Source organism: Novosphingobium naphthalenivorans NBRC 102051 (assembly GCF_001590985.1).
GTDB classification, from domain to species: domain Bacteria; phylum Pseudomonadota; class Alphaproteobacteria; order Sphingomonadales; family Sphingomonadaceae; genus Novosphingobium; species Novosphingobium naphthalenivorans.
Genome location: NZ_BCTX01000015.1, coordinates 1 through 26872, shown reverse-complemented (window position 1 = coordinate 26872; position 26872 = coordinate 1). Strand labels below are relative to the sequence as shown.

Here is a 26872-nt window from a genome sequence, read left to right as displayed (position 1 = left end):
CAATCCCCCTCCACCACCGCCTGCGGCGGCGGTCCCCCTCCCCGAGCAAGCTCGGGGAGGAATGAAACTTATTCGTCGTCGGCCGAAGGGCCGACCATCATTTCCTCGGCAAGCCCTTCGGTCCGGCCGCGGATGGCCTTTTCGAGGCGGTCGCAGACTTCGGGATTTTCCTTCAGGTAGGTCTTCGCATTCTCGCGGCCCTGCCCGATACGGATCGAATCGTAGCTGAACCACGCGCCCGACTTCTCGACGATGCCCGCCTTGACGCCAAGGTCGAGGATTTCGCCGATCTTGGAAATGCCCTCACCATACATGATGTCGAATTCGACCTGCTTGAACGGCGGCGCCACCTTGTTCTTGACGACCTTCACGCGCGTGGCGTTGCCAACGATGTCGTCGCGATCCTTGATCTGGCCCGTGCGGCGGATGTCGAGGCGGACCGAGGCGTAGAACTTGAGCGCGTTGCCGCCCGTAGTCGTCTCGGGATTGCCGTACATCACACCGATTTTCATGCGGACCTGGTTGATGAAGATCACGAGGCACTTGGAGCGGTTGATCGAGCCGGTCAGCTTGCGCAGCGCCTGGCTCATCAGGCGGGCCTGCAGGCCGACGTGACTGTCGCCCATCTCGCCTTCGATTTCGGCACGAGGAACGAGCGCGGCGACCGAGTCCACCACCAGCACGTCGATCGCGTTCGAACGCACCAGCGTATCGGTGATTTCCAGCGCCTGCTCGCCGGTGTCGGGCTGCGAGACGATCAGTTCGTCGATATCAACACCCAGCTTCTTCGCATAGACCGGGTCGAGCGCGTGTTCGGCGTCGACAAAAGCCGCGGTGCCACCCGCCTTCTGTGCTTCGGCAATGGCGTGGAGCGCCAGCGTGGTCTTGCCCGAGCTTTCCGGACCGTAGATTTCGACAATGCGGCCCTTGGGCAGACCGCCGATGCCGAGCGCGATATCGAGACCCAGCGAGCCGGTGGAGATCGCCTCGATCTGCATCGTCTCCTTGGAGCCCAGCTTCATCGCGCTGCCCTTGCCGAACGCGCGGTCAATCTGGGCGAGCGCTGCTTCGAGCGCCTTTTGACGGTCCATCGATTCCTTGTCCTTGCCTTCCTGGATCAGCTTGAGCTGAGCAGCCATTACACTTCCCCTTTGCTACCGGTCTGACCGGAAAGGTCAACGTCACGGGGAACGATGTATCGCATTTGTTCACGGTGAACAAGAGGAGAACAAAGGGAGTTTTCCCAAATTTAATTGCGGGCGGGGGCATACCCCTCCACCACCCGCTTCGCGGGCGGTCCCTCTCCCCATCGCTACGCGACAGGGAGGAATTTGGCAGGCGTCAATTTTTGGCGGTGCGTGCCAGCACGTCGCCCACTTTCTCACCCAACTGCTGCACCGAGAACGGCTTGGGCATGAACCAGGCGTTGGTGAGGCCGATTTCCTTGCGCAGCTGTTCCTCGGCATAGCCGGACATGAACAGAACCGGTAGGTGCGGCGCGATCTTGCGGATCTCGCGGGCCATGGCGGGGCCGTCCATCGACGGCATGACCACATCGGACACGACGAGATCGAACTGGCCGCCCTCTTCCACCAGCACGAGCCCTTCCTCGCCGTCGCGCGCGCTGGTCACTTCGTAGCCCTGCCGCATCAGCGAGCGCTCGGCGACCATGCGCACCGGGTCCTCGTCCTCGACAAGGAGAATGCGGCCGCCGCCCGCCCACTGGCTGACCGGCGCCTCTTCCTTGGCGGGCGCACTGTCGGACAGGCTGCCGGGGGCGACGTGGTACACCGGCAGGTAAACGATGAAGCGCGTGCCCTTGCCCACTTCGCTTTCGGCGAAGATGAAGCCGCCCGACTGCTTGACGATGCCGTAAACGGTCGAGAGGCCGAGGCCGGTGCCCTTGCCCTGTTCCTTGGTGGTGAAGAACGGCTCGAAGATCTTGCCGAGATGCTCGGGCGGAATGCCACCGCCGGTATCCTCGACGATCAGCGCGGTATATTCGCCCGCCGGGATGATCTCGCTGCGCATGGCGCGCACGTCGGTGGTGCTCACCTTGCGGGTGGCCAGCGTCAGCGTGCCCGAGCCATCCCCGCGCGACTGCATGGCATCGCGCGCGTTCACCGCGAGATTGACGATGACCTGCTCAAGCTGGGTCGGGTCGGCGCGTACCGGGCCAAGATCGCGGTCATGGCTGACGACGAACTGGATCTTCTCGCCGATCAGGCGGCGCAGCATCTGCGAGACATCGGCGACGACATCGGGAAGCTGCAGCACTTCGGGCCGCAGCGTCTGCTGGCGCGAAAAGGCCAGAAGCTGGCGGGTCAGCGAAGCGGCGCGGTTCGAATTGGCGCGGATCTGCTGGATGTCGTCATAGTCCGAATCGCCTGGCGTGTGGCGCATCAGCATGAGATCGCAGGTGCCGAGAATCGCGGTGAGCACATTGTTGAAATCGTGCGCAACGCCGCCCGCGAGCTGGCCGACGGCCTGCATCTTGGTGGCCTGCGCGACCTGCCGCTTGAGCCGGGTTTCCTCCGAAGTGTCGGTCAGCCCCAGCAGCACCGCCGCTTCGCCCAGACCGCGCACGCCGGCGAGACTGAGCGAGACCGGATCGTCAGGCTGGGTGGTGAGGCGGATGGCGATGTCGCCGGCCATCGCGGGGCCTTGCGCGAAACGGCGGATCGCTTCGGACAGGGCGCGCTTGTCCTCGCGGACGACAAGGTCGGTCGGATAGGTCGGCGGGGCCTGCCCTTCCCGCCCGGCGGCGCGCATGAAGGCCGGATTGGCAAACAGCAGGCGTCCGTCACGGTCGCCCATGGCAAGGCCGAGCGGAAGCTGGCTGAGCAGCGCTTCGAGATGCGGCACGGCGGCGCTTCCGCCCGCACTGGCGCCGATGCCCTGCCCCGCTTCCACCACCAGCATCAGCGAGGGGGTGGTGTTGGGATCGGGCTCGACCGGCAGATCGGGATCTGCGACCGGCAGGTGATAGAGCACCAGCGCGCTGCCGCGGCCGCCTTCGCGGGCCCAGCCGATGCGCTCGCCCTCGTCCTGGGTCAGCAGCGAAACGAAGTCCTGCCCGGTCATGTCAGCCAGCGCATCGCCGGCGGCGCGCTCGGCAAAGCCGGTGCTGGCGGCGCGGATCATGCCATCGGGATCGACCAGCGCGGCGGCAATGCCCGCCTTTGCCAGAGAGCGGCCAAGCTTGCCATCGAGATGGCGCACCAGATCGCCCACGAAATCGGCCGCATTCACCGGGGTGATGCGCCAGACGAGGAAATCGTCACCGCGCCCGGCCCGCCGCGCCTCCACCCACCAGCGTTCGCCGTGATGGCCAGCGACCTCGGTTTCTGCAGAACCTTCGCGCCAGACGAGGCGCGTGGCATCCGCCAGACATTCGAGCGAGGCATCGTCGACCGGCAGCCGCGGCGGCGCACTGGCGACGCCGAACCATGCTTCGTGACAGGCATTGGCGCAGACCAGACGCCCGGCACGGTCCGTCACCGAAACTGCCGTATCCGGCCTGTCGATCGCCGTCACCGTCACCGACCAGTCCGGCTGTGCGAACTCGGGTTCGGTCTCAGGAGTCCGGCGGTGCGAGATCATCCAGGCCAGTGCGGCGAATACGGCCATGGCGGCCAGGAAGATCACCGTCAGCACGCTATCGCCGGACACCAGCCAGACCAGTCCAGCGCTCAGGATCAGGGCCAGAGCGACGATCAGCGCATCGGGCAGACGCCGGGTCCCGTCCGGCATGGGCTTCATGCAGAGGTATCCGGGGCAGCGGGGGTCTTCGGAGCATCGGGCGTCGTGCCATGCACCTGGTGGTGCCAGCGCATCCGCCGGGCGTGATGCTTGCGGCCGATCCAGAAACGCCAGAACCAGGCAGAAAGCACATAGCCGATTGAGGCCGCGACCGTGGAAATCACGAAGAGGCCCACCAGCAGCGCGGGCGCGGCGTCGGACACCAGCCAGTGCGTCCAGGACCCCAGCCCCGCATGACGTTCATAGAGCGCGTAGAACGTCGTCAGGTCGGCGTGGTATCCCAGCAGGTTGCCGATCCAGATCGATCCCGCGAGAATCAGCGGTGTCGTCGCCGGATTGGACAGGAACGTCATGGCAGCGGCGAGCGGGATATTGCCCCGGCACGGCACGCACATCAGCGCCGCCCCGACGATCTGCACGCCGGGGATCAGCGCGAAGATGCCCACCAGCAGGCCCACCGCAACGCCACGCGGCACCGAACGGCGGGTAAACCGGAACAGTTCCGGACGGTGTGCGAAAGGCGCCGTGAAGCGATTCGCCTCAAGCTGTTCGTGCGTCGGCATCTGACGGTGCAGCCAGCGGCCCATGCGGGAAAGAAAGGTGTTCATCGGTTGTCCCGCAAAATCCTGGCCTGATCGCGCTTCCAGTCGCGTTCCTTGATCGTATGCCGCTTGTCCGCCGCGTTCTTGCCCTTGGCAAGCGCCAGTTCGACCTTCGCGCGGCCGCGGCTGTTGAAATAGACCGACAGCGGCACCAGCGTCATGCCCTTGCGCTCCACCGCGCCCTGCAGCTTGGCGATCTCGCGCTCGTGGAGCAGCAGCTTGCGCGGGCGCTTGGGCTCGTGGTTGAAGCGGTTGCCGTGGCTGAATTCGGGCACATTGGCATTCACCAGCCAGCATTCGCCGTTCTTGATCTCGGCATAGGACTCGGCGATCGAGCCTTCGCCGAAGCGCAGGCTCTTCACCTCGGTCCCGGTGAGCGCGATGCCGGCCTCGAACTTGTCCTCGATATGATAGTCGAAGCGGGCCCTGCGGTTCTCGGCGACGGTCTTGACCTTGTCGAATGTGGAATGTTGCGGACGTGCCATGGTGGTGCGCCATGTAGGGATGCGCGCGCGAAAAGAAAACGGCCCTTTCGGCGAATCCCACCAGCAGCGGGGCCATGCGTCACTCGCACCGCCAACAGATGCCCGGTGAACGCGCCTGCCTGCCCTGCCTCCAAGGCACAAAGCAGGCAAAGTTACAAAGAGTTAAGGGCAGGAAACACCGTCAAATACTTGTCTTGCACAGGACCTATCGCGATACCGCCTACTGCAATAGCGTTTGCAAACGGGGGGATACAAACAAGGTGCGCAAGACTATCCTGCCGGCCCTCGCGCCGGCATTTCTGCTGACTGCAACGTCATGGCCGGCACTGGCCGCGCCGCCGCCGCTCGATGCCTATGGCGACCTGCCTTCGGTGGAGGACATGGCCATCTCGCCCGGCGGCAAGATCGCCACGCTGGCGAAAATCGGCGGCGAAGCGCGCGTCGTCGCCATCGATCCCGAGGGCAATATTCTCTTCTCCGCCCCGGCCGGAAAATCCAAGATACGCTGGCTGGACTGGGCCGACGACAAGACCCTGCTCGTGACCAACACCGCCACGGTCTCGCTTGGCCCCACTTTCACGCTCGACAAGTACGAGATGACCGGGACGATCGTCATCTCGCTCGACCCGTATCACTCGGAAATGCTCTTCTCGCGGACAGCCTCAATCGCGAACACCACGCGCGGCCGCTATGGCATCCGCAAGGTCGACGGCAAGACGACGGGCTATTTCGGCGGGATCGCCATGGATGTCTCGGGAAATGGCGTTTACTTCCGCCATGGCCGCGCTGGCCTCTATGCGGTTGATCTGAGCAAAGACCGGGCCCGGCTGGTCGCCAAACCGCCGTCAGAGGGACATTACACCGACTGGCTGGTCGATCCGGACGGAACCGTTGCCGCCACGCTCGACGTCTCCGAGGACAAGGGGGCCTGGCATATCAGCAACGCCCGCCACGACACTCTGGCGCAAGGCCTGGCGCCCACCGGCGACATCAGCCTCCTGTCCTTCGGCAAGGACGGCTCGACGATCATTTACGCGATCGAGGATGAGGACGGAAACAAGCGCTGGTTCGAAGTCCCGCTGGTGGGAGGCACGCCGCAGGAATTCCTGGCCGACACCGCGGTTGAACGCATTTACACCGACCGCACGTCCGGCCGCATCATCGGCTACCGCGAACGCAGCGACACGCCCAAGACAGTGATGTTCGATCCGGTGCTGGACAAGTTGATCGCCAAGATCTTCGCTGCCTTTCCCGGGCGCGACACCCGGCTCGTCGACTGGACGCCGGACTTCACCAAAGTCCTTGTCCGCACCAACGGCAACAAGGACAGCGGCACCTGGTTCATCGTCGACCTTCCCCATCGCCGGGCGGACCCGATCGGTAACGAACGCCCTCTCATCAATGCGAGTGATGTCGGCCCGATATCGAAAGTGGACTACGCAGCCAGCGACGGTCTGGAAATGGACGGCATCCTGACGCTGCCGCCGGGGCGCGAAGCCAGGAACCTTCCGGTCATCGTATTCCCGCACGGCGGCCCCGCCTCGCACGACGAAGTCGCCTTCAACTGGTGGGCCCAGGCCTTCGCCTCGCGCGGCTATGCCGTATTCCAGCCCAATTTCCGCGGCTCGACCAATCGCGGCGATGCCTTCCAGCACGCGGGCGACGGGGAATGGGGGCACAGGATGCTGAGCGACATGACCGACGGGTTGGCCGAACTGGTCAAACGCGGGATCGTCGATCCCAAGCGCGCCTGCATCATGGGGGCCAGCTACGGCGGCTACGCGGCCCTTGCCGGCGTGACTTTGCAACAGGGCTTCTACCGCTGTTCCGTGGCTGTCGCCGGAGTCGCAGATGTCGACATGATGTATGACGCCGACGTCTATGCCAGCAACGGCTCACGCATGACCAAACGGGTCCTGCGGCAATTTCTGGGCGATCCCAAAGGCTATGACAGCATCTCGCCGCGCAAGTTCGCCAGCCGTGCGGATGCGCCGATCCTGCTGATCCACGGCAAGGACGATACTGTCGTCTATTACAAGCAGAGCCTCGCCATGGCCGACGCGCTCAAGGATGCCCACAAGCCCTATGACTTCGTCACGCTCAAGGAAGAGGACCACTGGCTCTCCCGCGCCGATACCCGCAAGCAGATGCTGCAGGCGGCCATGGCTTTCGTCCAGAAATACAACCCGGCGGACTGACCCCGCCGGGGTGGCAACGGTCCGTGGCCGGTCAGATCAGGCCCGCGTGCGCGAGGGCCTGATCCACCGCCTGGCGGGCGGCATCGCTGCAAGGCACGACCGGCAGGCGCACGTCGGCAGTCATCCAGTCGAACACGCGCGTCATCGCGTACTTGACCGGCCCCGGCGAGCAATCGGCGAACATCGCGCGGTGCAGCGGGTGCAGCTTGTCGTTGAGGGTGCGCGCGGCAACGATGTCGCCCGCCGCGCAGGCCGCCTGGAAATCGGCACAGAGCTTGGGCGCGACATTGGCCGTCACCGAAATGCAGCCCGAGCCGCCGTGCGCGAAATGAGCCAGCGCACTCTCGTCGCAGCCGGAAAGCTGGCAGAAGCCCTCGCCGATCGCGCGGCGATAGTCCGAAACACGCGCGATATCGCCGGTCGCATCCTTCACGCCGACGATGCGCGGCAGTTCCGCCAGCCGCACCATGGTTTCCAGCCCCAGATCGACGATCGAGCGGCCGGGAATGTTGTAGAGCACCACAGGAATGCCGATGGCATCGTGGATATGCTTGAAATGCTGGAACAGGCCTTCCTGGTTCGGCTTGTTGTAATACGGTGAGACGACCAGCACGGCATCGGCGCCGGCTTCCTCGGCGTGGCGGGCAAGCATGATGGCGTCGGCCGTCGAATTCGATCCCGCCCCGGCGATCACCGGAACACGGCCAGCCGTCACTTCGATGCACACGTCGGTAATGCGCATGTGCTCTTCAAGGCTGATTGTCGGCGATTCGCCGGTGGTGCCGCAAGGGACCAGCGCGGATGAGCCTTTCTCGATCTGCCACTCAACCAGACGGCAGAAAGCCGGCTCGTCAAACGTCTCGTCGCGAAACGGTGTGACAAGTGCCGGAATAGACCCCGAGAACATGGACTTTACCCCTGCTGACGTTCAATTATCGGGCCCGTCGGGGACTCTCCCCTCCACGTCGGCCTTAACGTTCAGCGCCTGATAAGGAGCCTTCTTCGAAAATGTCCAGCATGTTGCGTGTCTCCCCCCTGCTTCTGACGGTTTCGCTCGCAGGCCTGGGAGCGCCGGCCTGGGGCGAGGACGGCCGCGAATGGGACGTTGCGCGCGCCCGGTCGATGCAGTCGCACGACATGGCGGTGCACCAGTCGATCGACCGCTGGCGCCAGCTCGTGGCCAACGGCCAGATGGGCTTTTCCGCCTATGCCAGCTTCCTGCTGACGTATCCCGGCTATCCGCAGGAAGCGAAAATCCGCGGATTCGCGGAAAAGGCCCTGCTGAGCGAATCGCCTGATGCGGCCACCGTGATCGCCTTCTTCGACCGCTACCCTCCGCTCACCAGTGAGGCGGCCGGGCGCTATGCCACCGCGCTCGCCTCCGTGCGCCGCTTCGACGCGCGCGACAAGGCCGTCGCCGCCTGGCGCAGCGGCAGCCTGACGCCGAACGCGGAAGCCACGCTGCTTTCGCTCTACAGCGATGTCTTCACTCCCGCAGACCACGATGCGCGGATGAACGCGCTGCTCTGGCAGGGCCAGACGGATCAGGCAGAGCGGCAGATCTCCTTCGTCTCGGCAGCCAACCGCGCCATCTTCATGGAGCGGCTGGCGCTGCTGCAGGGGTCTGCGCCCGGCAGCCTCGGCCTGGCGCTGCCCGCCATGGCCGCTGCCGATCCGGGCTATATCTACAACCGCGCGGTGCAGGCCCGCCGCTCGGGCAACCTGCCCAGCGAGATCACCATGCTGGCCAACCGTCCGCTGCTGGCCGCAACCGTGTTCGATCCTGAAAAGTGGGTGAAGGAACTGCTTACGGCCGCGCGCGGCGCCGGGGCGGACAGCGCGGTGAAGATCGCCAGTTCGATCGACGATGCCTTTGCGCCCGGCACCGACATCTCCCGCATGTCCTACCGCCTGCGCGACGATTATACCTCGCTGGTCTGGCTGGGCGGGTCCAAGGCCTTGTGGGAACTGCACGATCCGCGCAGGGCCGCACCGCTGTTCTACCGCTACGGCGCGGCCGCACAGACGCCGGGGACACGCTCCAAGGGCTTCTACTGGGCCGGCCGCGCGCTGGCACAGGGTGGCGACATGCAGGGCGCCAACCGCTATTTCGAGATGGCGGCGCAATATCCGCAGTATTTCTACGGCCAGCTCGCGCTCGAACGCCTCGGCCGTCCTCTGCCCAATCTCGATACACTGCCGCAGGCGGTGCCGACCAAAGAGGAACGCAAGGCCTTCCTTGCCCGGCCGATCGTCGACGCCGTGCGCGATGTCGCCCGCGACGGGGACTGGCGCACGACCGTGCAGTTCTTCCGCGAAATCGCCGACGATGCGCAGACCGAGGCCGACCACGTGCTTGTCGCCGAACTGGCCAAGGAAATCGGCCGCCGCGATCTCGCCGTGATCCTCGGACAGGAAGCCCATGCCGACGGCTTCGGCGAATTCGGCGAAATCGCCTTCCCGCTGGTCCCGACTCCGCCCGGCAGCAACTGGACCATGGTCCACGCCCTCACCCGGCAGGAAAGCCAGTTCGCCCAGAACGCACTGAGCCACGCCGGCGCGCGCGGCCTGATGCAGCTCATGCCCGCCACCGCGCGCGAACAGGCGGGCAAGATGGGCATGGGCTACAGCGCCGACATGCTGACCAGCGATGCCACGTACAACATCCGCCTGGGCGACGGTTATTTCGGGCGCATGATGGACTATTACGGCGGCGCCACCCCGCTGGCCGTGGGCGCCTACAACGCCGGCGCGGGCAATGTGAACAAGTGGCTGCGCGCCAACGGCGATCCGCGCACCGGCGCAGTCGACTGGATCGACTGGATCGAGCAGATCCCGATCTACGAGACCAAGAACTACATCCAGCGGGTGCTGGAAAACGCCGTGGTCTATGAAGCGATGTATCCCGACAAGTCCGACTACAACGGCCCCAACAAGCTCAGCCACCTGATGCCGGGCAAACGCACGCCGGGTTGAGCGGACTGGAGGGCAAGGTGCTTGGCCGCGGCCAAGCCCTCCCCTAAGGACACGCGCATGAAACCCGCCGGTCCTCCTATCACCCCCGCAGGCATGGCCGCCCTGCGCGCCCGTTACGACCACCTGCTGGGCAAGGAACGCCCCGAGATCGTCGAGATCGTCTCCTGGGCCGCCGGCAATGGCGACCGGTCGGAGAACGGCGACTACCTCTATGGCCGCAAACGGATGCGCGAGATCGACCGGGAGCTCGCCCACCTCGCCCGGCGGATGAAGGCCCTGCGCGTGGTCGATCCGGCGCGGCAGGAAGAGCGCGGCAAAGTCTTCTTCGGCGCCACTGTCGAACTGGCGGACGAGGACGATGAACGCATGACCGTCACGCTGGTCGGTGACGACGAACAGGACGCCTCGGCCGGCAAGATCGGCTGGAGCGCTCCTCTCGCCCGCGCCTTGCGGGGCGCGGGGATCGGCGATCTGCGGACCGTGCGCCTCCCTTCCGGAGAAAAGGAATGGGAAGTGATGACGATCGAATATCCGCGCCTCTGACAGGCCCGCACGCGATCAAAGGTCAGCGGGCCATCCGGTTCCACGCGTCGAGCGCGGCGATCTTGTAAGCTTCGGCCAGCGTCGGGTAATTGAACGTGTTCTCGATGAAATAGTCGATCGTGCCCTTCAGGTTGAGCACGGCCTGACCGATGTGGATCAGCTCGGTCGCGCCCTCGCCGATGATGTGGACGCCCAGCAGGCGGCGGGTCTTGTTCGAGAAGATCATCTTCATCAGCCCCTGCTCCAGCCCCATGATGTGCCCGCGCGAGGTCTCTCGGAAACGGGCTATGCCGGTCTCGTAATTGATCCCGCGCTCGCGCACTTCCTGCTCGCTCATGCCCACGGTCGAGATCTCGGGCACCGCATAGATGCCGTAGGGGAAGAACGCGGGCGCCGGCGGCAGCGGCAGGCCGAAGGCGTGGCAGGCCGCGATGCGGCCCTGCTCCATCGAGGTCGAGGCAAGGCTGGGAAAGCCGATCACGTCGCCCGCCGCATAGATATGCGGCACATCGGTCTGATAGGTCTCCGGATTGATCGAGAGGCGCCCGCGTGCGTCCGTGGCAAGGCCGCAGCTATCGAGCCCGAGATTCGCCGTCGCGCCCATGCGGCCTGCGCAATAGAGCAGCATCTCGGTGCGCACCGCGCGCCCGTCCTTGAGCGTGGTGAGAATGCGCCCGTCCGCGCCCTTTTCCACCGCATCCACCGCCACGCCGAGCCGGAAAGTCACGCCGCGGTCGCGCAGCTGGTGGACGAATTCCTCGATGATCTCGCGGTCGACGAAATCGAGGAATGTGCTGCGCGGCTCGATCACCGTCACCGCCACGTCGAGTGCCGAGAAGATCGTCGCATATTCGATGCCGATCACCCCGGCGCCCACGACCGTCAGCGAGCGCGGCAGGCGCGGGATATCAACCACCTGATCGCTGTCCATGATCGCCGGATCGTCGAAATCTATGCCTTCGGGATGGAACGGCACGGTGCCGACCGCGATCAGGAAACGCTCGCCTTCCACAATCATCTCGCTGCCGTCGGGCGACGTCACCAGCAGCTTGTGCGGATCGAGGAAGCGCGCGAAACCCGCCATGGTGGAAACGCCGTTGCGCAGGAACTGGTGCTCCAGCACGTCGACTTCATAATCCAGCGTCTTGCCCAGGCGGATCGACAGGTCCTCGCTGCCGATCTCCTTCTTCACCCGGTAGGACCGGCCGTAGAAGCCGCGCTCGCGCCAGCCGGACAAGTTCAGCGCCGTCTCGCGCAAGGTCTTGGACGGGATCGTGCCGGTATGGACCGACACCCCGCCCACTTTCAGCCGCCCCTCGATCACGAGGACCGACTTGCCCAGTTTCGCCGCCTGAATCGCGGCCCGCCGGCCGGATGGCCCGCTGCCGATAACGACGAACTCGTAACGCCCCGCCATGTCCATGCCTCCGGAAGCCATGCCGGCCGGTTGGCCGGGCCCGTTCCCTCTCCTCCGTGAGCCGGCGGAGTGTGCGTCGCCGCGTGCCGCAACGCAACATGATTTGCACCGGCTCCCATTTTCGCGGCGTGGATGGCTCACAGACAAGGCGGCAAGACGGTGGATGAAACAGAAAACGAAATTGCCCGAGCCCCCTTCCCCGGCCGGGCATGGGCAGCCTATAGACCCGCCATGCCTCGCCTTCCGGTCACTGTCATTGCCGCGATTTGCGCTCTCGCTTCTTTCGCAAGCGTGGCGCAGGCGCGTGAAAGCCTTGGCCTCTACGGCACATGGGGCGCCTTTCGCGATCCGCTGGTGCCGCGCTGCTATGCCATTGCCATGGCCGAGCCGAGCACGCAGCGCCGCGATTATCAGCCCTTTGCCGCGATCGGGACATGGCCGAAGCGCGCGGCGCGCAATCAGGTGCATTTCCGGCTCTCGCGCAAGATGGCGGAAGGCACGAAGATCGTCCTGCGCATCGACGCCCAGCGCATAGAGCTGACCGGCGGCGGCGGCGATGCCTGGCCGAAGGACGATCGCGACAATGCCGCGATCATCGCCGCCATGCGCTCAGCCAAGCGCATGACCGTCTATGCCCGCGGCGAGACCGGCGGCGGTTTTTCCAACACCTGGCCTCTGGCCGGGGCGGCCTCGGCCATGGATGCCGCCGCGATCGGCTGCGCCCAGCTGCGCTGACCGGAACTCTCCCCGCAGGCGCAAGAATCGTGCGCTCTTCCGGAATCGCGCGGTATGCACTATATGGCCGCCAATCATGACAGCCACGAAACTCATGCCGATCCCGGGCCACATCGACCCGGTTCCCGTTCCGCGCCCGGATCTCGTCGAAGGGATCACCCCGCGCGAGGATGGCCGCGTCGACCTTATCGGCCTGCCCAAGAAGCGCATTGCCGAACTGTTCGAAACCGCCGGGCTCGATGCCAAGGCCGCAAAACTGCGCGCCAAGCAGGTGTTCCACTGGCTCTACCATCGCGGCGTCACTGACTTCGAGGCGATGACCGATATCGCCAAGACTATGCGCCCCTGGCTCGCCGAACGGTTCGTGATCGGCCGCCCGGAGATCGTCGAGGCCCAGCACTCCAGCGACGGCACCCGCAAGTGGCTGCTGCGCACGGCGGACGGGCACGATTTCGAGATGGTCTTCATCCCCGATGCGGACCGCGGCACCTTGTGCGTGTCCTCGCAGGTCGGCTGCACGCTCAATTGCCGCTTCTGCCACACCGGCACGATGCGCCTCGTGCGCAACCTGACGGCGGGCGAGATCGTCGGCCAGGTGATGCTGGCGCGCGATTCTCTGGGCGAATGGCCCAAGTCCGGTCAGGCGGACCTTGCCGCGCTGGACGACGATCTGGTCGATGAAGACGGCGGCTATTCGGCCGACGGGCGCCTGCTCACCAACATCGTGATGATGGGCATGGGCGAGCCGCTCTATAACTTCGACAACGTGCGCGATGCGCTCAAGCTGGTCATGGACGGCGACGGCCTCGCCCTGTCCAAGCGTCGCATCACCCTTTCCACTTCCGGCGTGGTGCCGAAGATGGAACGCTGCGCCGAGGAAATCGGCGTCAATCTGGCCGTCTCGCTCCATGCCGTCACCAAGGACGTGCGCGACGAGATCGTGCCGATCAACAAGAAGTACGGTATCGAGGAACTGCTGCAGGCCTGCGCCGACTACAAGGGCGCCAGCAATGCCCGGCGCATCACCTTCGAATACGTGATGCTGAAGGACAAGAACGACAGCGACGAGGATGCGCGCGAACTGGTGCGCCTCATCAAGCACTACAAGCTGCCGGCCAAGGTCAATCTGATCCCGTTCAACCCCTGGCCCGGTGCGCCTTACGAGTGCTCGACGCCGGAGCGGGTCAAGGCCTTCTCCAACATCGTCTTTGAAGCCGGGATTTCCGCCCCTGTGCGCACGCCGCGCGGGCGTGACATTGATGCCGCCTGCGGCCAGCTCAAGACTGCCGCCGAAAAGAAGAGCCGCGCCGAACTGGAGCGCCTCTACGCCGAAAAGGAAAAGGCGCTGGGCTGACCGCCCGGCCCTGCGGGGCGGCTTGGAAGACGGCCGGCCGGGAAAGCGTCCGCGCTTTCGCCGAAAGCCTGCCTTGATGAAAAAAAGCGGCGGCTCCGCTCCCGCCGCAGGGGCCTGCGCAAGCAAATGGGAACCTTTTCCCGGTAAGCAGGGAGAATCAAGGTCGCAATAAACCTGTCGATGGCCCAACCGGAGCCCAATCCGGCGGCCCCGGAAAGGCGGGAACGGGATTCATGGATGCAAACCTGATGCGTACGGCGCTGACGCAGCTGGACCAGGCGCTGACCAATCACGAAGAATGGTCCGAGGAGATCGTCCGGGCCCTGATCTGCCACGTCCCGCTCGACAGCCGCGACACGGATCCCGAAGCCCACATGCATTGCCGGTTCGGCCAGTGGTACTATGGGGACGGTGCAAGGGTGCTGCACGAGCATCCCGGTTTCACCGAGATCGCCGTCGAACATCAGCAGGTCCATGAACTCGCGGCAGCCCTGCTGCAGACGTCTGCGCACAGCGGTCCGCCTTCGCCCGACGAATTCGAGCGCTTCGCCACGGTCCTGAAACGGATGCGGCTGGAAGTCCTGACGATGAAACGCGAACTGGAGGATGCCCTGAGCAACCTCGATCCGCTGACAGGGGCGGAAAACCGCACCAGTATGCTGCCGCACTTGCGCGAACAACTGCGGCTGGTGCGCTGCGACATCCACGCCTGCGCCATCGGGATGCTGGACATCGACAACTTCAAGTCGGTCAACGACGAGCATGGCCATTGCGCGGGCGACAAGGTCCTCAAGGCATTCGCACGCCTCGCCGCGGCGAACATCCTCCCCCAAGAGAGGTTCTTCCGTTTCGGAGGCGAGGAATTCCTGCTCTGCATGCCCGGCGCGGACATCACCAAGGGCACGGCCATTCTCGAGAAGATCCGCACCGAATTCGCAGCGGCCACGTTCCAATGCGAGGACCACGCGCCCTTCCATGTCACCGTGTCCGCAGGATTGACGATGCTGGCGCCCGACGTGTCCGTCGAGACATCGATCGACCGGGCGGACAAGGCGCTCTATGCCGCCAAGGCCGCCGGTCGCAACCGGACCCAAGTCTGGACGCCGGTCATGGCATGAAAATGTCGGGCCGTTACGCCTTTTCCGAAACATCTTGACCCTGCTGAGGATTTTGCCTCGCTTGTGACGAAACTTTCGCGTAACACCCGTTTCAACGGCCAGTGCATCCGCCTCTGCAGCGTGATCCTTATGCCGGCGAAATAAGCACCGGGGGGAACTTACCCTGTGCGGGGGGCCGTGTCGGGGGGCACGGCCCCTTTTTCGTGCCCGAAGCCCGGTGAGGGAAGAAGCCAGCGGCGGCGTCAATTGCCCGATGTGCACGAAACGTGCATCGCGGGAACCGTCGGGCACGGCAGCGGCCCGTGATGCCTCCAAAGGGTATCCTGTTGAGCGGTCTCCGGCTTGAAATCGAACAGCTTCGGCATTCTCTGGAACCGGAGAGCGCCCCCTCTGATCCTGCGTTGTGGCATGAGGATACCAGAGAGGAATGGCTCCTGAGAGCCCCGCGCGCATTCGACGGGCAGCGCCATTTCATGGTCGAGGCCCTTCGCCATCGCCTGAGCGTCCTTGCGCATGGATTGCCGCCAGCCGCCATCGCGCGCGCGCTTGATGCGATGTCCCGCGTTCCGCGAGAGCGATTTATCTGCCCCTGGATTGCGGACCTCGCCTATCTGCCGATGGCCATCGATATCGGACTGGATCAGACCATATCCCATCCCGAAATGGTCGCCATCCTGGTCGCCGCAGCAGATCCGGATGGCGGTCATGTCTTGGACGTAGGCACCGGCTCCGGCTATCAGGCGGCCGTCCTGTCGCTGATTGCGGAGCATGTGACCTCGATCGAGATCATCGCCCCGCACGCAGAGCGGGCCCGGCAGCGGATTCGCGAATGCGGATATGAGAATGCCTCGGTAGTGCATGGCGATGCCGGCGAATTGACCGCCGCGTTTCCCCGCCACCAGTTCGACGCCATCGTGATCGCGGCAAGGTCGGACAGGCCTCCGGCAAACCTCGTGAGCCTGCTCAAGACCGGCGGCCGGCTGGTCATGCCCATCGAAGACGCCGGCTCCGGCCAGAACCTGGTGCTGTTCCGCAAAACCGCCCATGACCGGCTGGACGAGACGATCATCTGCCCGGCCCAATTCGTTCCCCTGACAGGCGTGAGCCGGAACGCCGTCACTACGGGCGCGTAAGCACTAACTGGCAGGCCGCCAGGCGAGGAGGACTGAAAAATGCAGTCGCCTTGCGCAACGGCATCCAAGTGCTTGAAAGTGTGGTGAGCCCGACAGGATTCGAACCTGTGACCCGCTGATTAAAAGTCAGCTGCTCTACCTACTGAGCTACGGGCCCACTGCCGCATTTTGACGGCGGAACGGGTGCCCTAAGGGCCGGACGGGGCTTGGTCAAGCGGGCTGATAGCTGGCGGACGCTCAATCCTGTCAGCGGATCGCGCCAGTGGCCCGCGATCGCCGCGGCCGGGCGCAACACGAAGGCGCGTTCGCGGAAGGCGGGGTGCGGGATCACGAGGCTGGTATCGCCCTCGCCTCCCACCCAGGCACCGCCGTTCCACAGCACGATATCGAGGTCGAGCACGCGGGCGCTCCAGGCCTGGCCGGTGCGCCTGCGGCCGAACTTGCGTTCGAGCTTCTGCAGCTTGTGCAGCACTTCGTCCGGATCACGCTTGCTGCGCAGCAGGACCGCGGCATTGGCATAGCGGCGGCGCGAAGGGCCAAGCGGCGCCGTCTCGATCACCGGCGAGGCGGCCAGAACCTTGGACTTGCCATGATCCAGCGCCCTGATCGCCGCCGCGATCACCGCGCGCGGGGCACCGTGGTGCGGGTGGCGCATGTTGGAACCCAGCGCGATCAGGTAGCGATGGCCGCTCACAGGGCTCAGATATCCTGCGCGATGCGGGTGTAGAGCTGCGGGCGGCGGTCGCGGAAGAAGCCCATGCCGGCGCGGTGCTTCGCGGCGCGGGCAAGATCGATCGTCGCGGTGAGCACGCCGGTTTCCTCCTTGCCGAATTCGGCGAGGAAATCGCCCCACTCGTCGGTAATGAAGGAATGGCCATAGAATGTTTGCTGGCTGCCGGTTTCGGCTTCGACGCCGATCCGGTTGGCGGCGATCACCGGCATACAGTTCGACACTGCATGGCCCAGCATCGCCCGGCGCCACATGCGGCTGGTATCGAGATCGGCGTCATAGGGTTCGGAGCCGATCGCGGTGGGGTAGAACAGCAGTTCCGCGCCCATCAGCGCCATCACCCGCGCGCATTCCGGATACCACTGGTCCCAGCATATGCCGACGCCGATGCGGGTGCCGAACAGGTCCCACACCTTGAACCCGTCGTTACCGGGGCGGAAGTAGTACTTTTCTTCATAGCCCGGCCCGTCGGGGATGTGGCTCTTGCGGTAAGTGCCCATGATCTGGCCGTCCGGGCCGATCATCGCCAGCGTGTTGTAGTAATGGTGGCCGTCGCGCTCGAAGAAGCTGGTGGGGATCGCCACGCCCAGCTTCGCCGCCAGCGCCTGCATCGCCACGACCGACGGGTGCTCGGCAGTCGGCCGGGCGAGCGCGAAGAGCTCCTCTTCCTCGACCTTGCAGAAATAGGGGCCGGAAAACAGCTCGGGCGGCAGCACGATCTGCGCGCCCTGCCCGGCGGCCTCCTCGACCAGCGCGGAGACGGCGGCGATGTTCTCCGCCTCGTCGGCGGAACCCAGGGCAAGTTGCAATGCTGCGACAGTGATTTCAGCCATGCCGGCCTCCTATCAGCAGCGCGCGCGGAACAGAAGCACGAACAAGGCGCGAGGATGCCCCATGACAAGTTCCGCCCGGCTTCCTATCTTCGCCCTTCGTGACAGCCACCCGAGCGACAAGGACAGAACAGGCAATGGAAACGGCAATCGTGGCAGGCGGATGCTTCTGGTGCACCGAGGCGGTGTTCCGCGACGTGATCGGCGTTGCCGAAGTGGAAAGCGGCTATATCGGCGGCATCGTGGAGAACCCGACCTACAAGGAAGTCTGCTCGGGCGCGACCGGCCATGCCGAGGCGATCAAGATCACATACGATCCCCACGCGATTTCCTATGCCGAAGTGCTCGACGTGTTCATGGGCACCCACGATCCGACGCAGCTCAACCGGCAGGGCAATGATGTCGGCACGCAGTACCGCTCGGCGATCTTTCCGCTCGGCGATGCCCAGCGCACGGAAGCCGAAGCCGCCATCGCCCGCTCCAACGCAGAACATGGTGGCAAAGTCGTGACCACGATCGAAGGCCCGGCGCCGTGGTATCCGGCCGAGGGCTATCATCAGGAATACTGGGAAGGCGAAGGGCAGCGTAACCCCTATTGCCTCGCGGTCATCCCGCCCAAGCTGATGAAATTGCGCAAGAGCTTTCAGGCCAAAGTGAAGGCCTGAAGGTTATGCCTTCACGTCGAACAGCGTGCCCGGATCGAGCGTCTTGAGATAAGCGTCAGCGCCTTGCCCATAGGCCTGGGCCGCCTCGGCAGAGGAAGCGCCGGTGTCGTTCGACGGCTTCGTGTCGGGGGCCGAAGTGAAGCTCGTCTGCGTTTCGCTCGATCCGTCGTCGTAGAGGATCACTGTGGTCTTGACGCCTTTCGACACTGTCTCGGTGCGGGAGACTTCGGTCTTTTCCGCAGTCCCGCCGCCACCGCCGCCGTGTCCCCCAGCGCGGCCTGCGCCTCCGGAAGCGGCCGTCCCGGCCGCGGCATCCGTGGTGTCGCCATCGGCATCCGCATCGGCGCTGCCATCGGCCGAAGCTGCGTCGGTCAGGCCCAGCGCCTGCTTGACGGCAGTCCCGTCCTGCTCACTCAGTTTGCCCGATTCGACATCGCTGTCGATACGCGATTCCAGCGCCTTGCGGAACGATTCGCTGTCGAGCGACGACGTACCCGACGCCGAGATCGAAGGCGAAGTGCTCTCCTGAAGATCCTGGACGTCCTTCTGGACGACAGCGATCTTGTCTGCCGACAAACCGCTCGTGCGCAGCATGCTGGAGAGATCACCGGACGATCCGATAGCCGAAATGGACATGATAGATTCCTTTACCGCCCTGAAGAACGGCGGCTCGGGAAAGTTTTATAGGGGTTTATCCGAGGTTTTCGACATTTCCGCCGCAAGCCTCACGCCTGCCAGCGAGCCACGAAGAAGCCGTCGAGCCCGCCCGCTTCCGGCAGCATTCCCGGATCGGTCCTCAGCCAGCCTTCACCCGTGACTTCCAGCCCTTGCGGCAATTCCGCCGGAGTAATGGGCACGGGCTGCAGCGGGACCTTGCGGGCCTGGGCTTCGCCTTCCTCCGGCTCCAGCGAGCAGACCGCATAGACCAGCGTGCCGCCCGGCCTCAGCCAGTCTCTGGCCCGTGCGACAAGGGCCGCCTGCAGGTCCGTCATCTCCGCGATCTGGCGCGGGCCGATGCGGTGAAGCACGTCCGGATGGCGGCGGCAGGTGCCCGTCGCCGTGCACGGTGCATCGATCAGCACGGCATCGAACGGCAACAGCGGCTCCCATTTCAGCGCATCGGCCTGCACCACCTCTGCGGAAAGGCCGGTGCGTTCAAGGTTCTCGCGCAGCCGTTCAAGACGGCGCTTGCTGATATCGAGCGCCGTAACCTCCCAGCCGGCCGCCGCGAGTTGCAGCGTCTTGCCGCCCGGGGCCGCGCACAGATCGAGTACCCGGCGCCCTTCCCCCTTGCCCAGCAGCCGGGCAGGCAGGCTCGCGGCCAAGTCCTGCACCCACCATGCGCCCTCGCGGAACCCTTCGAGCTGCTCCACGGCCGTGCCGCGCGGCAGGCGGACGTGACCGGGCATCAGCGACATGCCGCCCAGCTTCTGCGCCCATTCCCCGGTGTGCGCCGGATCGCGCAGCGCCAGATCGAGCGGCGGCGGCACCGCGAGCCCGGCAGCGATCGCCCCGACCCGCGCGCCCCAGCGCATCTGCGCCGCATCGGGCAGCGTCGGCACTTCGGGCAGCACCGCGTCCCGCTTCGTCAGTGTCGAGAACACCCCGTGGGCCAGCCGCCGCGGCCCGCCCGCCAGCAGCGGCAGGCCGGTCGCGATCACGGCATGGGCGGGCGTCTCCAGCCGCAGCACTTGCGCCAGCATCAGTTCGAGCACCGCGCGCGGCTTGGCATCGTCGGGCAGGCGCTGGCGGGTGGCGCTGTCGATCAGGGCATCGAGGTCCACCTTCCAGCGCAGCACCTCTCCGGCGATCGCGCGCGCCAGTGCCCGGTCGGCGTCGCCGCGCACCCGCGCCAGGGCCGCGCCTGCCGCCTGGTCAAGCGTTTCGCCCCGCCGCAGCACGGCATCGATAAGGTTGAGCGCGGCACGGCGCGCGGGAAGGCCGGGAATATCCATCCCGTGCCCCTATAGCGGATTGCCTTTTGCCGCCAGTCACCCCACATGCAGTTCATGACACAGCGCGCCACCAAACGTCCCGAGGAGTTCCGCAAGCCGGCCCACTGGACCAATGACCCTGCGCCCAAGCCGCAGGCTGCAAAGGAACAGGCCGATCCGGACGGCCTGTCCCCCACCCGCTACGGCGACTGGGTGCGCAAGGGCATCGCCGTCGATTTCTGATCGCCAACAGGCGTGACAGGCTCCCGGTCACCAGTTCCGGGCGGCCGTTTTCATGCGCTGCGAAAGAAAGTCGATCCAGGCCCGCGTTTTTGCCGCCGGACGGCGTGTGCGATGGGTCACTGCGTGAATGCCGCCCAGCTCGACAAGCTCCACCCCCAGATCCAGCTCGACAAGCAACCCCTGCGCCAACGCATCGGCTACCAGAAACCTGGGGCCATAGACGATGCCCTGTCCCGTCAGCGCCGAACGCACGAGCAACTCCCCATTGTTCGCATGAAGCGAGCCGTGCACCGCGACCTGCCGTGCGCCGTCGCGGCCGAAATTCCAGTGGCTTCGCCCCGTTTCCAGGCTCAGTGTATAGGCTAGGCAATCGTGGCGCTCCAAATCGGCGAGCGAGACCGGCACCCCGTTCCGGTCGAGATAGGCCGGGCTGGCGCAGACGCACATCGACACGTCCGCCAGCTTGCGCGCGACCAGATTGCTGTCCGCCAGCCGCCCGATCCGGATCGCCACGTCCCAGCGCTCCTCAAGCAGATCGACATAGCGATCGTTCAGCCCCAGTTCGACAGTTACGGCCGGATGCAGCCGGTGGAAATCGTGGACCAGCCCGGCAAGATGCGCGACACCGAACGCTGCAGGCGCCGAGACGCGCAAGAGCCCCTCGACCGATGCCGACTGCGCCCGTGCTTCCGCCTCGGCCTCGCCCAGATCGCCGAGCAGGCGCTCCATCTTCTCAAGATAGGCGGCGCCGGCTTCGGTCAACGCCAGCTTGCGGGTCGTGCGGTTGACGAGCGTCGTGCCGAGCCGCTGCTCCAGCGCATTCAGGTGCCGCGCAGCCATCGCCGGGGACATGTGTAATTCCCGGGCTGCGGCAGACAGGCCGCCAAGGCGGATGGCCCTGACGAACACTTCGATCCCGGTGAGACGGTCGGTTGCCATTACATACCATTAGTTGAAAATGATTATCAAAATTGTATTATTATCAATCCATACACAATAGCCCATATGGTGGAGGACAGAACGGTGTCCCCAGGCCGCCGCGCATCCCATTCCGGAGGTATATCGCATGACTCGCCAGCCCAGCTTCTACATCCCGCACGGCGGCGGCCCATGTTTCTTCATGGACGATCCGCATGGCATGTGGACCGGCATGGCCACCTTCCTGCGCAGCCTGCCGCAGCGCCTGCCCGAGCCACCGCGCGCCATCATCGTCGCATCCGGGCACTGGGAAACTGACGGTTTTGCCTTCACCGGCGGCGCCGCGCCCGGCCTGATCTACGACTATTACAACTTTCCGCCGCACACCTACGAGTTGCAGTTCCCTGCTCCCGGTGATCCCACCCTTGCGGCCCGGGCTGCGGAACTGCTGAAAGCGGCCGGGCTGAGCGCCCATGTCGATCCGGATCGCGGATACGACCATGGCGTCTTCATTCCCCTGATGGTGGCATGGCCGGATGCCGATGTTCCGGTGGTGGAAATGTCGCTCGACCGCTCGCTCGACCCGGCGCTGCACATCGCCGCGGGCAAGGCCCTCGCGCCGTTGCGGGACGAAGGCGTTCTGATCATCGGCTCGGGCATGAGCTTCCACAACATGCGCGCCTATGGCGATCCCCGCTTCAGCCCGGTTTCGCAGGAATTCGATGCCTGGCTGACGGCCGCCACCGCGCAGGATGCCGGCGGGCGGGCGGAAGCGCTGGCGCAATGGGCCGAAGCGCCATCGGGACGGCTGTCGCATCCCCGCGAAGAGCACTTGCTGCCGCTGATGGTGGCGGCCGGAACCAGCGAGCAGCCCGGCCAGCGGGTCTATAACGAACTGGTCATGCGCACGGCGATTTCCGGGTTCCGCTTCGACTGATCCCTTCGCAGGTCAGGGCAGCAATTCGATCGGCGTCCCGTCCGGCACCGCTTCCCACAGCGCGTCCATCTCGTCGTTGGCCACGGCAATGCAGCCATCGGTCCAGTCTCCCGGCACACGCCCCACCGGCAAGGCGTTGGGCTGGCCGTGGATCATGATCATGCCGCCCGCAGACCGTCCCTGCGCGGCGGCATAGGCCACGTCCGCCGCGTTCGGATAGGAGATGTGGAGCGAGAGATAGTAGCTGCTGTCCGGGTTACTCCAGTCGATCGCGTAGAGCCCCTCGGGCGTGCGCTCGTCGCCCTCGAAATGCTTGGGCCCGGCCGGCGCGCCGCCGAGCTGGATATGCTCTATCACGTGGACCAGCCGCCCTTCGGCATAGAGATCGATCGTCCGCGCCGCCTTGTGGACGCGCACGAAGTCGATCTCCGGCAGGGTCAGCGGCGCCTGCGGCTGCGCGGCGCCCAGCGTGAGCAGGGAGAGGAGCGGAGCAAGGTTGCGCCAGCCCCTCACCGCCTCAATCCACGAAAGGATCGCGCACGAGGATAGTATCCTCGCGCTCGGGACTGGTGGAGACCAGTGCGACCGGGGTTTCGATCAGTTCCTGCACGCGCTGGATGTACTTGATCGCCTGCGCTGGCAGGTCGGCCCAGGAACGGGCACCGGCAGTCGTGCCCTGCCAGCCGTCCATTTCCTCGTAGATCGGCTCTACGGCCGCCTGATCGGCGGCGTGGCTGGGGAAGTAGTCGAGCACTTTGCCGCCCAGACGATAGCCGGTGCAGATCTTCACCTTCTCGAAGCCGTCGAGCACGTCGAGCTTGGTCAGGGCAATGCCGGTCACGCCGGAGATCGCGCAGGACTGGCGCGTGAGCACCGCGTCGAACCAGCCGCAGCGGCGCTTGCGGCCAGTGACGGTGCCGAACTCGTGCCCGCGCTCGCCCAGTTTCTGGCCGGTCTCGTCCTCCAGCTCGGTCGGGAACGGGCCCGAACCGACGCGGGTGGTGTAAGCCTTGACGATGCCCAGCACGAAGCCGGTCGCCGAAGGGCCAAGACCCGAACCGCTGGCGGCGGTGCCGGAAACGGTGTTCGAGCTGGTGACGAAAGGATAAGTGCCGTGATCGACGTCGAGCAGCACGCCCTGCGCGCCTTCGAACAGGATGCGGGCGCCCGCCTTCCTGACCTTGTTGAGCCGCTTCCACGTCACCTGCGCGAACTGCAGCACGAACGGTGCGATCTCGCGCAGCTCGTTCAGCAGCGCCTCACGGTCGACCGGCGGCTGGCCGAAGCCTGCGCGCAGCGCGTCATGATGGGCGCACAGACGGTCGAGCTGCGGCTCCAGCGCATCGAGGTGCGCCAGATCGCACACGCGAATCGCGCGGCGGCCCACCTTGTCCTCATAGGCCGGGCCAATGCCGCGCCCGGTAGTGCCGATCTTGCCTGCACCGGCCGCCGCCTCGCGCATTCCGTCGAGCTCGCGGTGGACCGGCAGGATCAGCGGGCAATTATCCGCGATCGCGAAGTTTTCGGCATTGATCTCGACGCCCTGCCCGCGCAGCTTCTCAACCTCGGCCTGAAGCGCCCAAGGGTCCAGAACCACGCCGTTGCCGATGATCGAGAGCGTGCCGGTGACAATGCCTGAAGGCAGCAGGCTCAGCTTGTAAACCTGATCGCCGACGACGAGCGTATGGCCGGCGTTATGGCCGCCCTGGAAACGCACCACGGCATCGGCGCGGCTTGCCAGCCAGTCGACGATCTTGCCCTTGCCTTCATCGCCCCACTGGGCGCCGATCACGGTTACGTTGGCCAACGTTTGACGCTTTCACTGCTGTTTTGAAGTCCGCCGCGCGCCCTAGGGGAGTCGAGCGCCGAGAGCAAGGCGCGGGTGACGTTATGTGGCAATATGATTGCACTGAAACGGTTTGTCACAGCTTCGATATTGTCCGGGCGCCGATATGAGCCGATGCTCACGGGACGCATTTGATTTGTGTTCCGAGGACCTTGCGCATGTTGAAGCCCCTCGCCGCCGCGCTGGCCATGGCTCTCGCGGCCCCTCCTCTGACGGCCATGCCAAATACGCCCGCCCCCGCGACCATCGCCTATGGGCCGGACCGTCTCCAGACGCTGGACTTCACCCCGGCACAAGGCGTGAGCGCCCACGCCCCGCTGATCCTGTTCGTCCACGGCGGCGGCTGGAAACGCGGCGACAAGGACAATGCGACCGGCCACTGGAAAGCGGAACACTTCACCAGCCAGGGCTATGCCTTCGCCTCTGCCGACTACCGGCTCGTGCCCGATGCCACGGTGGAACAGCAGGCACAGGACGTAGCCGATGCGCTTGCCGCGCTGCTGCGGCGCGCGAAGACCCTAGGCATCGCGCCGGGCAAAGTGGTGCTGATGGGCCATAGCGCAGGCGCGCATCTCGTCGCGCTGGTCGGCACCGATCCGCAGTATCTGCGCAAGGCCGGGCTGTCCTACCGCGACGTGGCCGGAGTCGTGCCCATCGACGGGGCCGCCTACGACGTGCCTGAACAGATCGCCGAAAGCGGCCGGTTCATGCGCAAGACCTATCTGCAGGCCTTCGGCGATGCCCGTTCCCGCCAGCTTGCCCTGTCTCCCACCGCTCAGGCCGCCGCGCCCAATGCTCCGGCCTTCCTGCTGCTCCACGTCCAGCGCCCGGACGGCGTCCGGCAAGCCGAGGAACTGGAAGCGGCGCTGCGCCGGGCGGGAACGCGGGTCGAACGCCATGCCTTCGACGGCACCGGGCTGCGCGGCCACATGGAGATCAATCGGGACCTGGGCGATCCGGACTATCCGGCAACGCCGGTTGTCGATGCCTGGCTGGCGAAAGTGCTGGGTTAAGGCTGCATCCCCGCAAACCCCAGGCGGCAGGCGCGCTTACAGCGCCGCCGCCTCGCCGTTCTCCAGCCGGTGCGAGCAGCCGAGCGCCACGGGATCGTCGCTGGCGGACAGCGCCGCTACCGTGGTCCAGCCGATCGCGCGCTGGCGGGCCGCCAAGGCGCGATCATGGCCGAGCGGCAGGAACAGCACCTTGCGCGCAGGCATTCCAGCGGCCAGCGCCTCGATCAGCGGATCGGGATAGAGCGAGAAACCGGCAGCCGGCTCGCCCTGCTCGTCCCCGGCACTGCCGAGAATGCGATACGTGCCGCCACGCCCCAGCGCGCCGGAAATGCCATCGGCATAGATCGTGAAGCCGAACCACGACTGGTATTCGAAGCCATGACGCTCCGAGGGATCGAGCGTCAGGCGCGCCGCGCCGTCCACCCGTGCGGCGATCTCACGCAGACCGGCGATGCGGCTGGCGAGCACGCTGCCCGTATCGAATTCGGCAAGCCGCTCGATCGCGGTCTCGAACGGGCCGACGGCATAGAGCAGCGGCAGGTAGGCCCCGCCCCCCGCATCGACCAGTCCGCCGGCATCCTTGGCATCGAGCATCTGGCGCACGGCGGCGATCTGCGTGCCGGCCAGCGGCAGCGGCCCGGCCGAAAGCGTATCGACCAGATCGGGCAGCGTGAAGTCCACCGAAATCCCGGTGGCGCCCGCAGCGCGCAGCGATTCGATGGCGATTTCGACCAGTTCGGCCGCCGCCGCGACGGTATCGGTGCCGATCAGTTCAGCGCCAAGCTGCACCCGCTCGCGCGCGGGATCGAGCCCGTCGCCCTTGGTCGTGACGACCTGCCCCGAATAGCACAGCCGCAGCGGACGCGGCGATCCCGCCAGCCCGGTCGCGGCAATGCGCGCGACTTGCGCGGTGATGTCCGAGCGCAGCGCCAGCATCCGCAAACTGACAGGATCGACGAAGCGGAACATGCGCCGCACCTGCACCCCGGCCATGCGGCTCGCCAGCGATTTCTCGAATTCGAGCATCGGCGTCTCGACCCGCTCATAGCCATGGCCCGCCATGACATCGAGCGCCGCACGGCGCACCCGCTGGGACGCCGCCGCCTGCTGCGGCAGCCGGTCCCCCAGCCCCTCGGGGAGAAGATCGCGATCGGTATCCTGCATCATGGCCGCGCCCTTAGCCGGGTAAGGCAGGAATGTCGAATGGGTTGGCTCGCGGTCATGCGAGCCCGTACCTGCGAGCCGCGTAACCATTGTTCGAAACCTCCTCCCAACCAAGCCTGCGCTAAAATGCCGCCTCATGAGGCACGACGAACCAGACGATCTCAAGGCTATGAAACGGGCAGCGGACCTGTCACGGCCCGGCTTCCTGGACGGCAATGAGGACGATCTAGTCGACGATTCCGCCGAATCGGTGGGCTTTAGTCTTACTG

At 65.7% G+C, this 26872-nt stretch carries 25 protein-coding genes and 1 tRNA gene; 11 read left to right on the top strand and 15 right to left on the bottom strand.

What is annotated here, in order from left to right:
* Nucleotides 1-68: 68 nt before the first annotated feature.
* The 4 genes from recA to smpB form a co-directional block, all read right to left on the bottom strand.
* Complete coding sequence (recA, locus tag NN5_RS06970; RefSeq protein WP_067733327.1) at nt 69-1139, bottom strand: recombinase RecA; 1071 nt, start codon at nt 1137-1139, stop codon at nt 69-71.
* Nucleotides 1140-1341: 202 nt separating this feature from the next.
* Nucleotides 1342-3762 (bottom strand): hybrid sensor histidine kinase/response regulator, encoded by a 2421-nt coding sequence (locus tag NN5_RS06965; RefSeq protein WP_067733325.1) that lies wholly within the window; start codon nt 3760-3762, stop codon nt 1342-1344.
* Nucleotides 3759-4370, bottom strand: coding sequence for a DUF2062 domain-containing protein (locus NN5_RS06960; RefSeq protein ID WP_067733323.1), 612 nt, complete (start codon nt 4368-4370; stop codon nt 3759-3761). The genes NN5_RS06965 and NN5_RS06960 overlap by 4 nt, the downstream gene beginning before the upstream one ends.
* Nucleotides 4367-4849 carry an SsrA-binding protein SmpB gene (gene smpB / locus NN5_RS06955; RefSeq protein WP_067733321.1) on the bottom strand — a complete coding sequence of 161 codons (483 nt, stop codon included), beginning with the start codon at nt 4847-4849 and terminating at the stop codon, nt 4367-4369. The genes NN5_RS06960 and smpB overlap by 4 nt, the downstream gene beginning before the upstream one ends.
* Nucleotides 4850-5109: 260 nt before the next feature.
* Between smpB and NN5_RS06950 the strand changes: the two genes are divergently transcribed.
* A complete protein-coding gene (locus tag NN5_RS06950) occupies nt 5110-7047 on the top strand; it encodes an alpha/beta hydrolase family protein (RefSeq protein WP_245656299.1) in 1938 nt (645 codons plus the stop codon).
* 31 nt (nt 7048-7078) lie between these two features.
* On the opposite strand, the gene dapA is transcribed toward NN5_RS06950, so the two are convergent.
* The gene (dapA, locus tag NN5_RS06945) at nt 7079-7954 is read right to left on the bottom strand and encodes a 4-hydroxy-tetrahydrodipicolinate synthase (protein ID WP_067733319.1); all 876 of its coding nucleotides are present in this window, start codon (nt 7952-7954) and stop codon (nt 7079-7081) included.
* Between the two features lie 101 nt (nt 7955-8055).
* Here dapA and NN5_RS06940 point away from each other — a divergent pair, with 101 nt between their 5' ends.
* Both NN5_RS06940 and greB read left to right on the top strand, forming a co-directional pair.
* On the top strand, nt 8056-10023 hold the full coding sequence (locus NN5_RS06940; RefSeq protein WP_067733317.1) for a lytic transglycosylase domain-containing protein: 1968 nt from the start codon (nt 8056-8058) through the stop codon (nt 10021-10023).
* 57 nt (nt 10024-10080) lie between these two features.
* Nucleotides 10081-10566, top strand: coding sequence for a transcription elongation factor GreB (gene greB, locus NN5_RS06935; RefSeq protein WP_067733315.1), 486 nt, complete (start codon nt 10081-10083; stop codon nt 10564-10566).
* Nucleotides 10567-10588: 22 nt separating this feature from the next.
* Here greB and sthA read toward each other — a convergent pair whose 3' ends face one another.
* Complete coding sequence (sthA, locus tag NN5_RS06930) at nt 10589-11983, bottom strand: Si-specific NAD(P)(+) transhydrogenase (protein WP_067733409.1); 1395 nt, start codon at nt 11981-11983, stop codon at nt 10589-10591.
* 231 nt (nt 11984-12214) lie between these two features.
* Between sthA and NN5_RS06925 the strand changes: the two genes are divergently transcribed.
* The 4 genes from NN5_RS06925 (at nt 12215) to NN5_RS06905 (ending at nt 16323) form a co-directional block, all read left to right on the top strand.
* Complete coding sequence (locus NN5_RS06925) at nt 12215-12718, top strand: hypothetical protein (RefSeq protein ID WP_067733313.1); 504 nt, start codon at nt 12215-12217, stop codon at nt 12716-12718.
* 76 nt (nt 12719-12794) lie between these two features.
* On the top strand, nt 12795-14072 hold the full coding sequence (gene rlmN / locus NN5_RS06920) for a dual-specificity RNA methyltransferase RlmN (protein ID WP_067733311.1): 1278 nt from the start codon (nt 12795-12797) through the stop codon (nt 14070-14072).
* Nucleotides 14073-14305: 233 nt separating this feature from the next.
* Nucleotides 14306-15190 (top strand): diguanylate cyclase, encoded by an 885-nt coding sequence (locus NN5_RS06915; protein ID WP_067733309.1) that lies wholly within the window; start codon nt 14306-14308, stop codon nt 15188-15190.
* Nucleotides 15191-15495: 305 nt separating this feature from the next.
* On the top strand, nt 15496-16323 hold the full coding sequence (locus NN5_RS06905) for a protein-L-isoaspartate O-methyltransferase family protein (protein ID WP_084384783.1): 828 nt from the start codon (nt 15496-15498) through the stop codon (nt 16321-16323).
* An 81-nt stretch (nt 16324-16404) separates the two neighbouring features.
* Here the strand turns inward: NN5_RS06905 and NN5_RS06900 are convergent.
* The 3 genes from NN5_RS06900 to aguB form a co-directional block, all read right to left on the bottom strand.
* A tRNA-Lys gene (locus NN5_RS06900) sits at nt 16405-16480 on the bottom strand.
* Nucleotides 16463-17017, bottom strand: a complete 555-nt coding sequence (gene folK, locus NN5_RS06895; protein WP_084384782.1) for a 2-amino-4-hydroxy-6-hydroxymethyldihydropteridine diphosphokinase — start codon at nt 17015-17017, stop codon at nt 16463-16465. The genes NN5_RS06900 and folK overlap by 18 nt, the downstream gene beginning before the upstream one ends.
* 5 nt (nt 17018-17022) lie before the next feature.
* Nucleotides 17023-17886, bottom strand: coding sequence for an N-carbamoylputrescine amidase (gene aguB / locus NN5_RS06890; protein WP_067733303.1), 864 nt, complete (start codon nt 17884-17886; stop codon nt 17023-17025).
* Between the two features lie 134 nt (nt 17887-18020).
* Between aguB and msrA the strand changes: the two genes are divergently transcribed.
* The gene (gene msrA, locus NN5_RS06885) at nt 18021-18548 is read left to right on the top strand and encodes a peptide-methionine (S)-S-oxide reductase MsrA (RefSeq protein ID WP_067733301.1); all 528 of its coding nucleotides are present in this window, start codon (nt 18021-18023) and stop codon (nt 18546-18548) included.
* A gap of 3 nt (nt 18549-18551) precedes the next feature.
* On the opposite strand, the gene NN5_RS06880 is transcribed toward msrA, so the two are convergent.
* Both NN5_RS06880 and NN5_RS06875 read right to left on the bottom strand, forming a co-directional pair.
* Nucleotides 18552-19184 carry a hypothetical protein gene (locus NN5_RS06880; protein WP_067733299.1) on the bottom strand — a complete coding sequence of 211 codons (633 nt, stop codon included), beginning with the start codon at nt 19182-19184 and terminating at the stop codon, nt 18552-18554.
* Nucleotides 19185-19273: 89 nt separating this feature from the next.
* Nucleotides 19274-20503: an RsmB/NOP family class I SAM-dependent RNA methyltransferase gene (locus NN5_RS06875; RefSeq protein WP_067733295.1), complete on the bottom strand. Its 1230-nt coding sequence runs from the start codon at nt 20501-20503 to the stop codon at nt 19274-19276.
* 54 nt (nt 20504-20557) lie between these two features.
* Between NN5_RS06875 and NN5_RS24995 the strand changes: the two genes are divergently transcribed.
* Complete coding sequence (locus NN5_RS24995; RefSeq protein ID WP_084384787.1) at nt 20558-20725, top strand: DUF1674 domain-containing protein; 168 nt, start codon at nt 20558-20560, stop codon at nt 20723-20725.
* A gap of 27 nt (nt 20726-20752) precedes the next feature.
* Here the strand turns inward: NN5_RS24995 and NN5_RS06870 are convergent, their stop codons facing one another.
* On the bottom strand, nt 20753-21664 hold the full coding sequence (locus tag NN5_RS06870) for a LysR family transcriptional regulator (protein WP_067733291.1): 912 nt from the start codon (nt 21662-21664) through the stop codon (nt 20753-20755).
* Nucleotides 21665-21791: 127 nt separating this feature from the next.
* Between NN5_RS06870 and NN5_RS06865 the strand changes: the two genes are divergently transcribed.
* Nucleotides 21792-22580 (top strand): DODA-type extradiol aromatic ring-opening family dioxygenase, encoded by a 789-nt coding sequence (locus NN5_RS06865; protein ID WP_067733289.1) that lies wholly within the window; start codon nt 21792-21794, stop codon nt 22578-22580.
* Nucleotides 22581-22592: 12 nt separating this feature from the next.
* Here the strand turns inward: NN5_RS06865 and NN5_RS06860 are convergent, their stop codons facing one another.
* A complete protein-coding gene (locus NN5_RS06860; RefSeq protein ID WP_067733287.1) occupies nt 22593-23093 on the bottom strand; it encodes a L,D-transpeptidase family protein in 501 nt (166 codons plus the stop codon).
* Nucleotides 23094-23097: 4 nt separating this feature from the next.
* Nucleotides 23098-24387, bottom strand: coding sequence for an adenylosuccinate synthase (locus NN5_RS06855; RefSeq protein ID WP_067733286.1), 1290 nt, complete (start codon nt 24385-24387; stop codon nt 23098-23100).
* Between the two features lie 197 nt (nt 24388-24584).
* On the opposite strand from NN5_RS06855, the gene NN5_RS06850 reads away from it, so the two are divergent.
* Entirely contained in the window at nt 24585-25439 is an 855-nt protein-coding gene (locus NN5_RS06850) for an alpha/beta hydrolase (RefSeq protein ID WP_067733284.1), read from the top strand.
* 36 nt (nt 25440-25475) lie between these two features.
* On the opposite strand, the gene NN5_RS06845 is transcribed toward NN5_RS06850, so the two are convergent.
* Nucleotides 25476-26603, bottom strand: coding sequence for an ATP phosphoribosyltransferase regulatory subunit (locus NN5_RS06845; RefSeq protein ID WP_067733407.1), 1128 nt, complete (start codon nt 26601-26603; stop codon nt 25476-25478).
* Nucleotides 26604-26872: the final 269 nt, after the last annotated feature.

Bases quoted from the DNA above. Each gene is read 5' to 3' on its own strand.
- NN5_RS06845 (WP_067733407.1), bottom strand. From the start codon at position 26,603: ATGCAGGATACCGATCGCGATCTTCTCCCCGAGGGGCTGGGGGACCGG.
- NN5_RS06925 (WP_067733313.1), top strand. From the start codon at position 12,215: ATGCCTCGCCTTCCGGTCACTGTCATTGCCGCGATTTGCGCTCTCGCT.
- NN5_RS06915 (WP_067733309.1), top strand. From the start codon at position 14,306: ATGGATGCAAACCTGATGCGTACGGCGCTGACGCAGCTGGACCAGGCG.
- NN5_RS06850 (WP_067733284.1), top strand. From the start codon at position 24,585: ATGTTGAAGCCCCTCGCCGCCGCGCTGGCCATGGCTCTCGCGGCCCCT.
- NN5_RS06865 (WP_067733289.1), top strand. From the start codon at position 21,792: ATGACTCGCCAGCCCAGCTTCTACATCCCGCACGGCGGCGGCCCATGT.
- NN5_RS06960 (WP_067733323.1), bottom strand. From the start codon at position 4,370: ATGAACACCTTTCTTTCCCGCATGGGCCGCTGGCTGCACCGTCAGATG.
- NN5_RS06880 (WP_067733299.1), bottom strand. From the start codon at position 19,184: ATGTCCATTTCGGCTATCGGATCGTCCGGTGATCTCTCCAGCATGCTG.
- aguB (WP_067733303.1), bottom strand. From the start codon at position 17,886: ATGGCTGAAATCACTGTCGCAGCATTGCAACTTGCCCTGGGTTCCGCC.
- NN5_RS06905 (WP_084384783.1), top strand. From the start codon at position 15,496: ATGCCTCCAAAGGGTATCCTGTTGAGCGGTCTCCGGCTTGAAATCGAA.
- NN5_RS06875 (WP_067733295.1), bottom strand. From the start codon at position 20,503: ATGGATATTCCCGGCCTTCCCGCGCGCCGTGCCGCGCTCAACCTTATC.
- smpB (WP_067733321.1), bottom strand. From the start codon at position 4,849: ATGGCACGTCCGCAACATTCCACATTCGACAAGGTCAAGACCGTCGCC.
- greB (WP_067733315.1), top strand. From the start codon at position 10,081: ATGAAACCCGCCGGTCCTCCTATCACCCCCGCAGGCATGGCCGCCCTG.
- NN5_RS24995 (WP_084384787.1), top strand. From the start codon at position 20,558: ATGACACAGCGCGCCACCAAACGTCCCGAGGAGTTCCGCAAGCCGGCC.
- NN5_RS06965 (WP_067733325.1), bottom strand. From the start codon at position 3,762: ATGAAGCCCATGCCGGACGGGACCCGGCGTCTGCCCGATGCGCTGATC.
- sthA (WP_067733409.1), bottom strand. From the start codon at position 11,983: ATGGCGGGGCGTTACGAGTTCGTCGTTATCGGCAGCGGGCCATCCGGC.
- msrA (WP_067733301.1), top strand. From the start codon at position 18,021: ATGGAAACGGCAATCGTGGCAGGCGGATGCTTCTGGTGCACCGAGGCG.
- rlmN (WP_067733311.1), top strand. From the start codon at position 12,795: ATGACAGCCACGAAACTCATGCCGATCCCGGGCCACATCGACCCGGTT.
- NN5_RS06870 (WP_067733291.1), bottom strand. From the start codon at position 21,664: ATGGCAACCGACCGTCTCACCGGGATCGAAGTGTTCGTCAGGGCCATC.
- recA (WP_067733327.1), bottom strand. From the start codon at position 1,139: ATGGCTGCTCAGCTCAAGCTGATCCAGGAAGGCAAGGACAAGGAATCG.
- dapA (WP_067733319.1), bottom strand. From the start codon at position 7,954: ATGTTCTCGGGGTCTATTCCGGCACTTGTCACACCGTTTCGCGACGAG.
- NN5_RS06940 (WP_067733317.1), top strand. From the start codon at position 8,056: ATGTCCAGCATGTTGCGTGTCTCCCCCCTGCTTCTGACGGTTTCGCTC.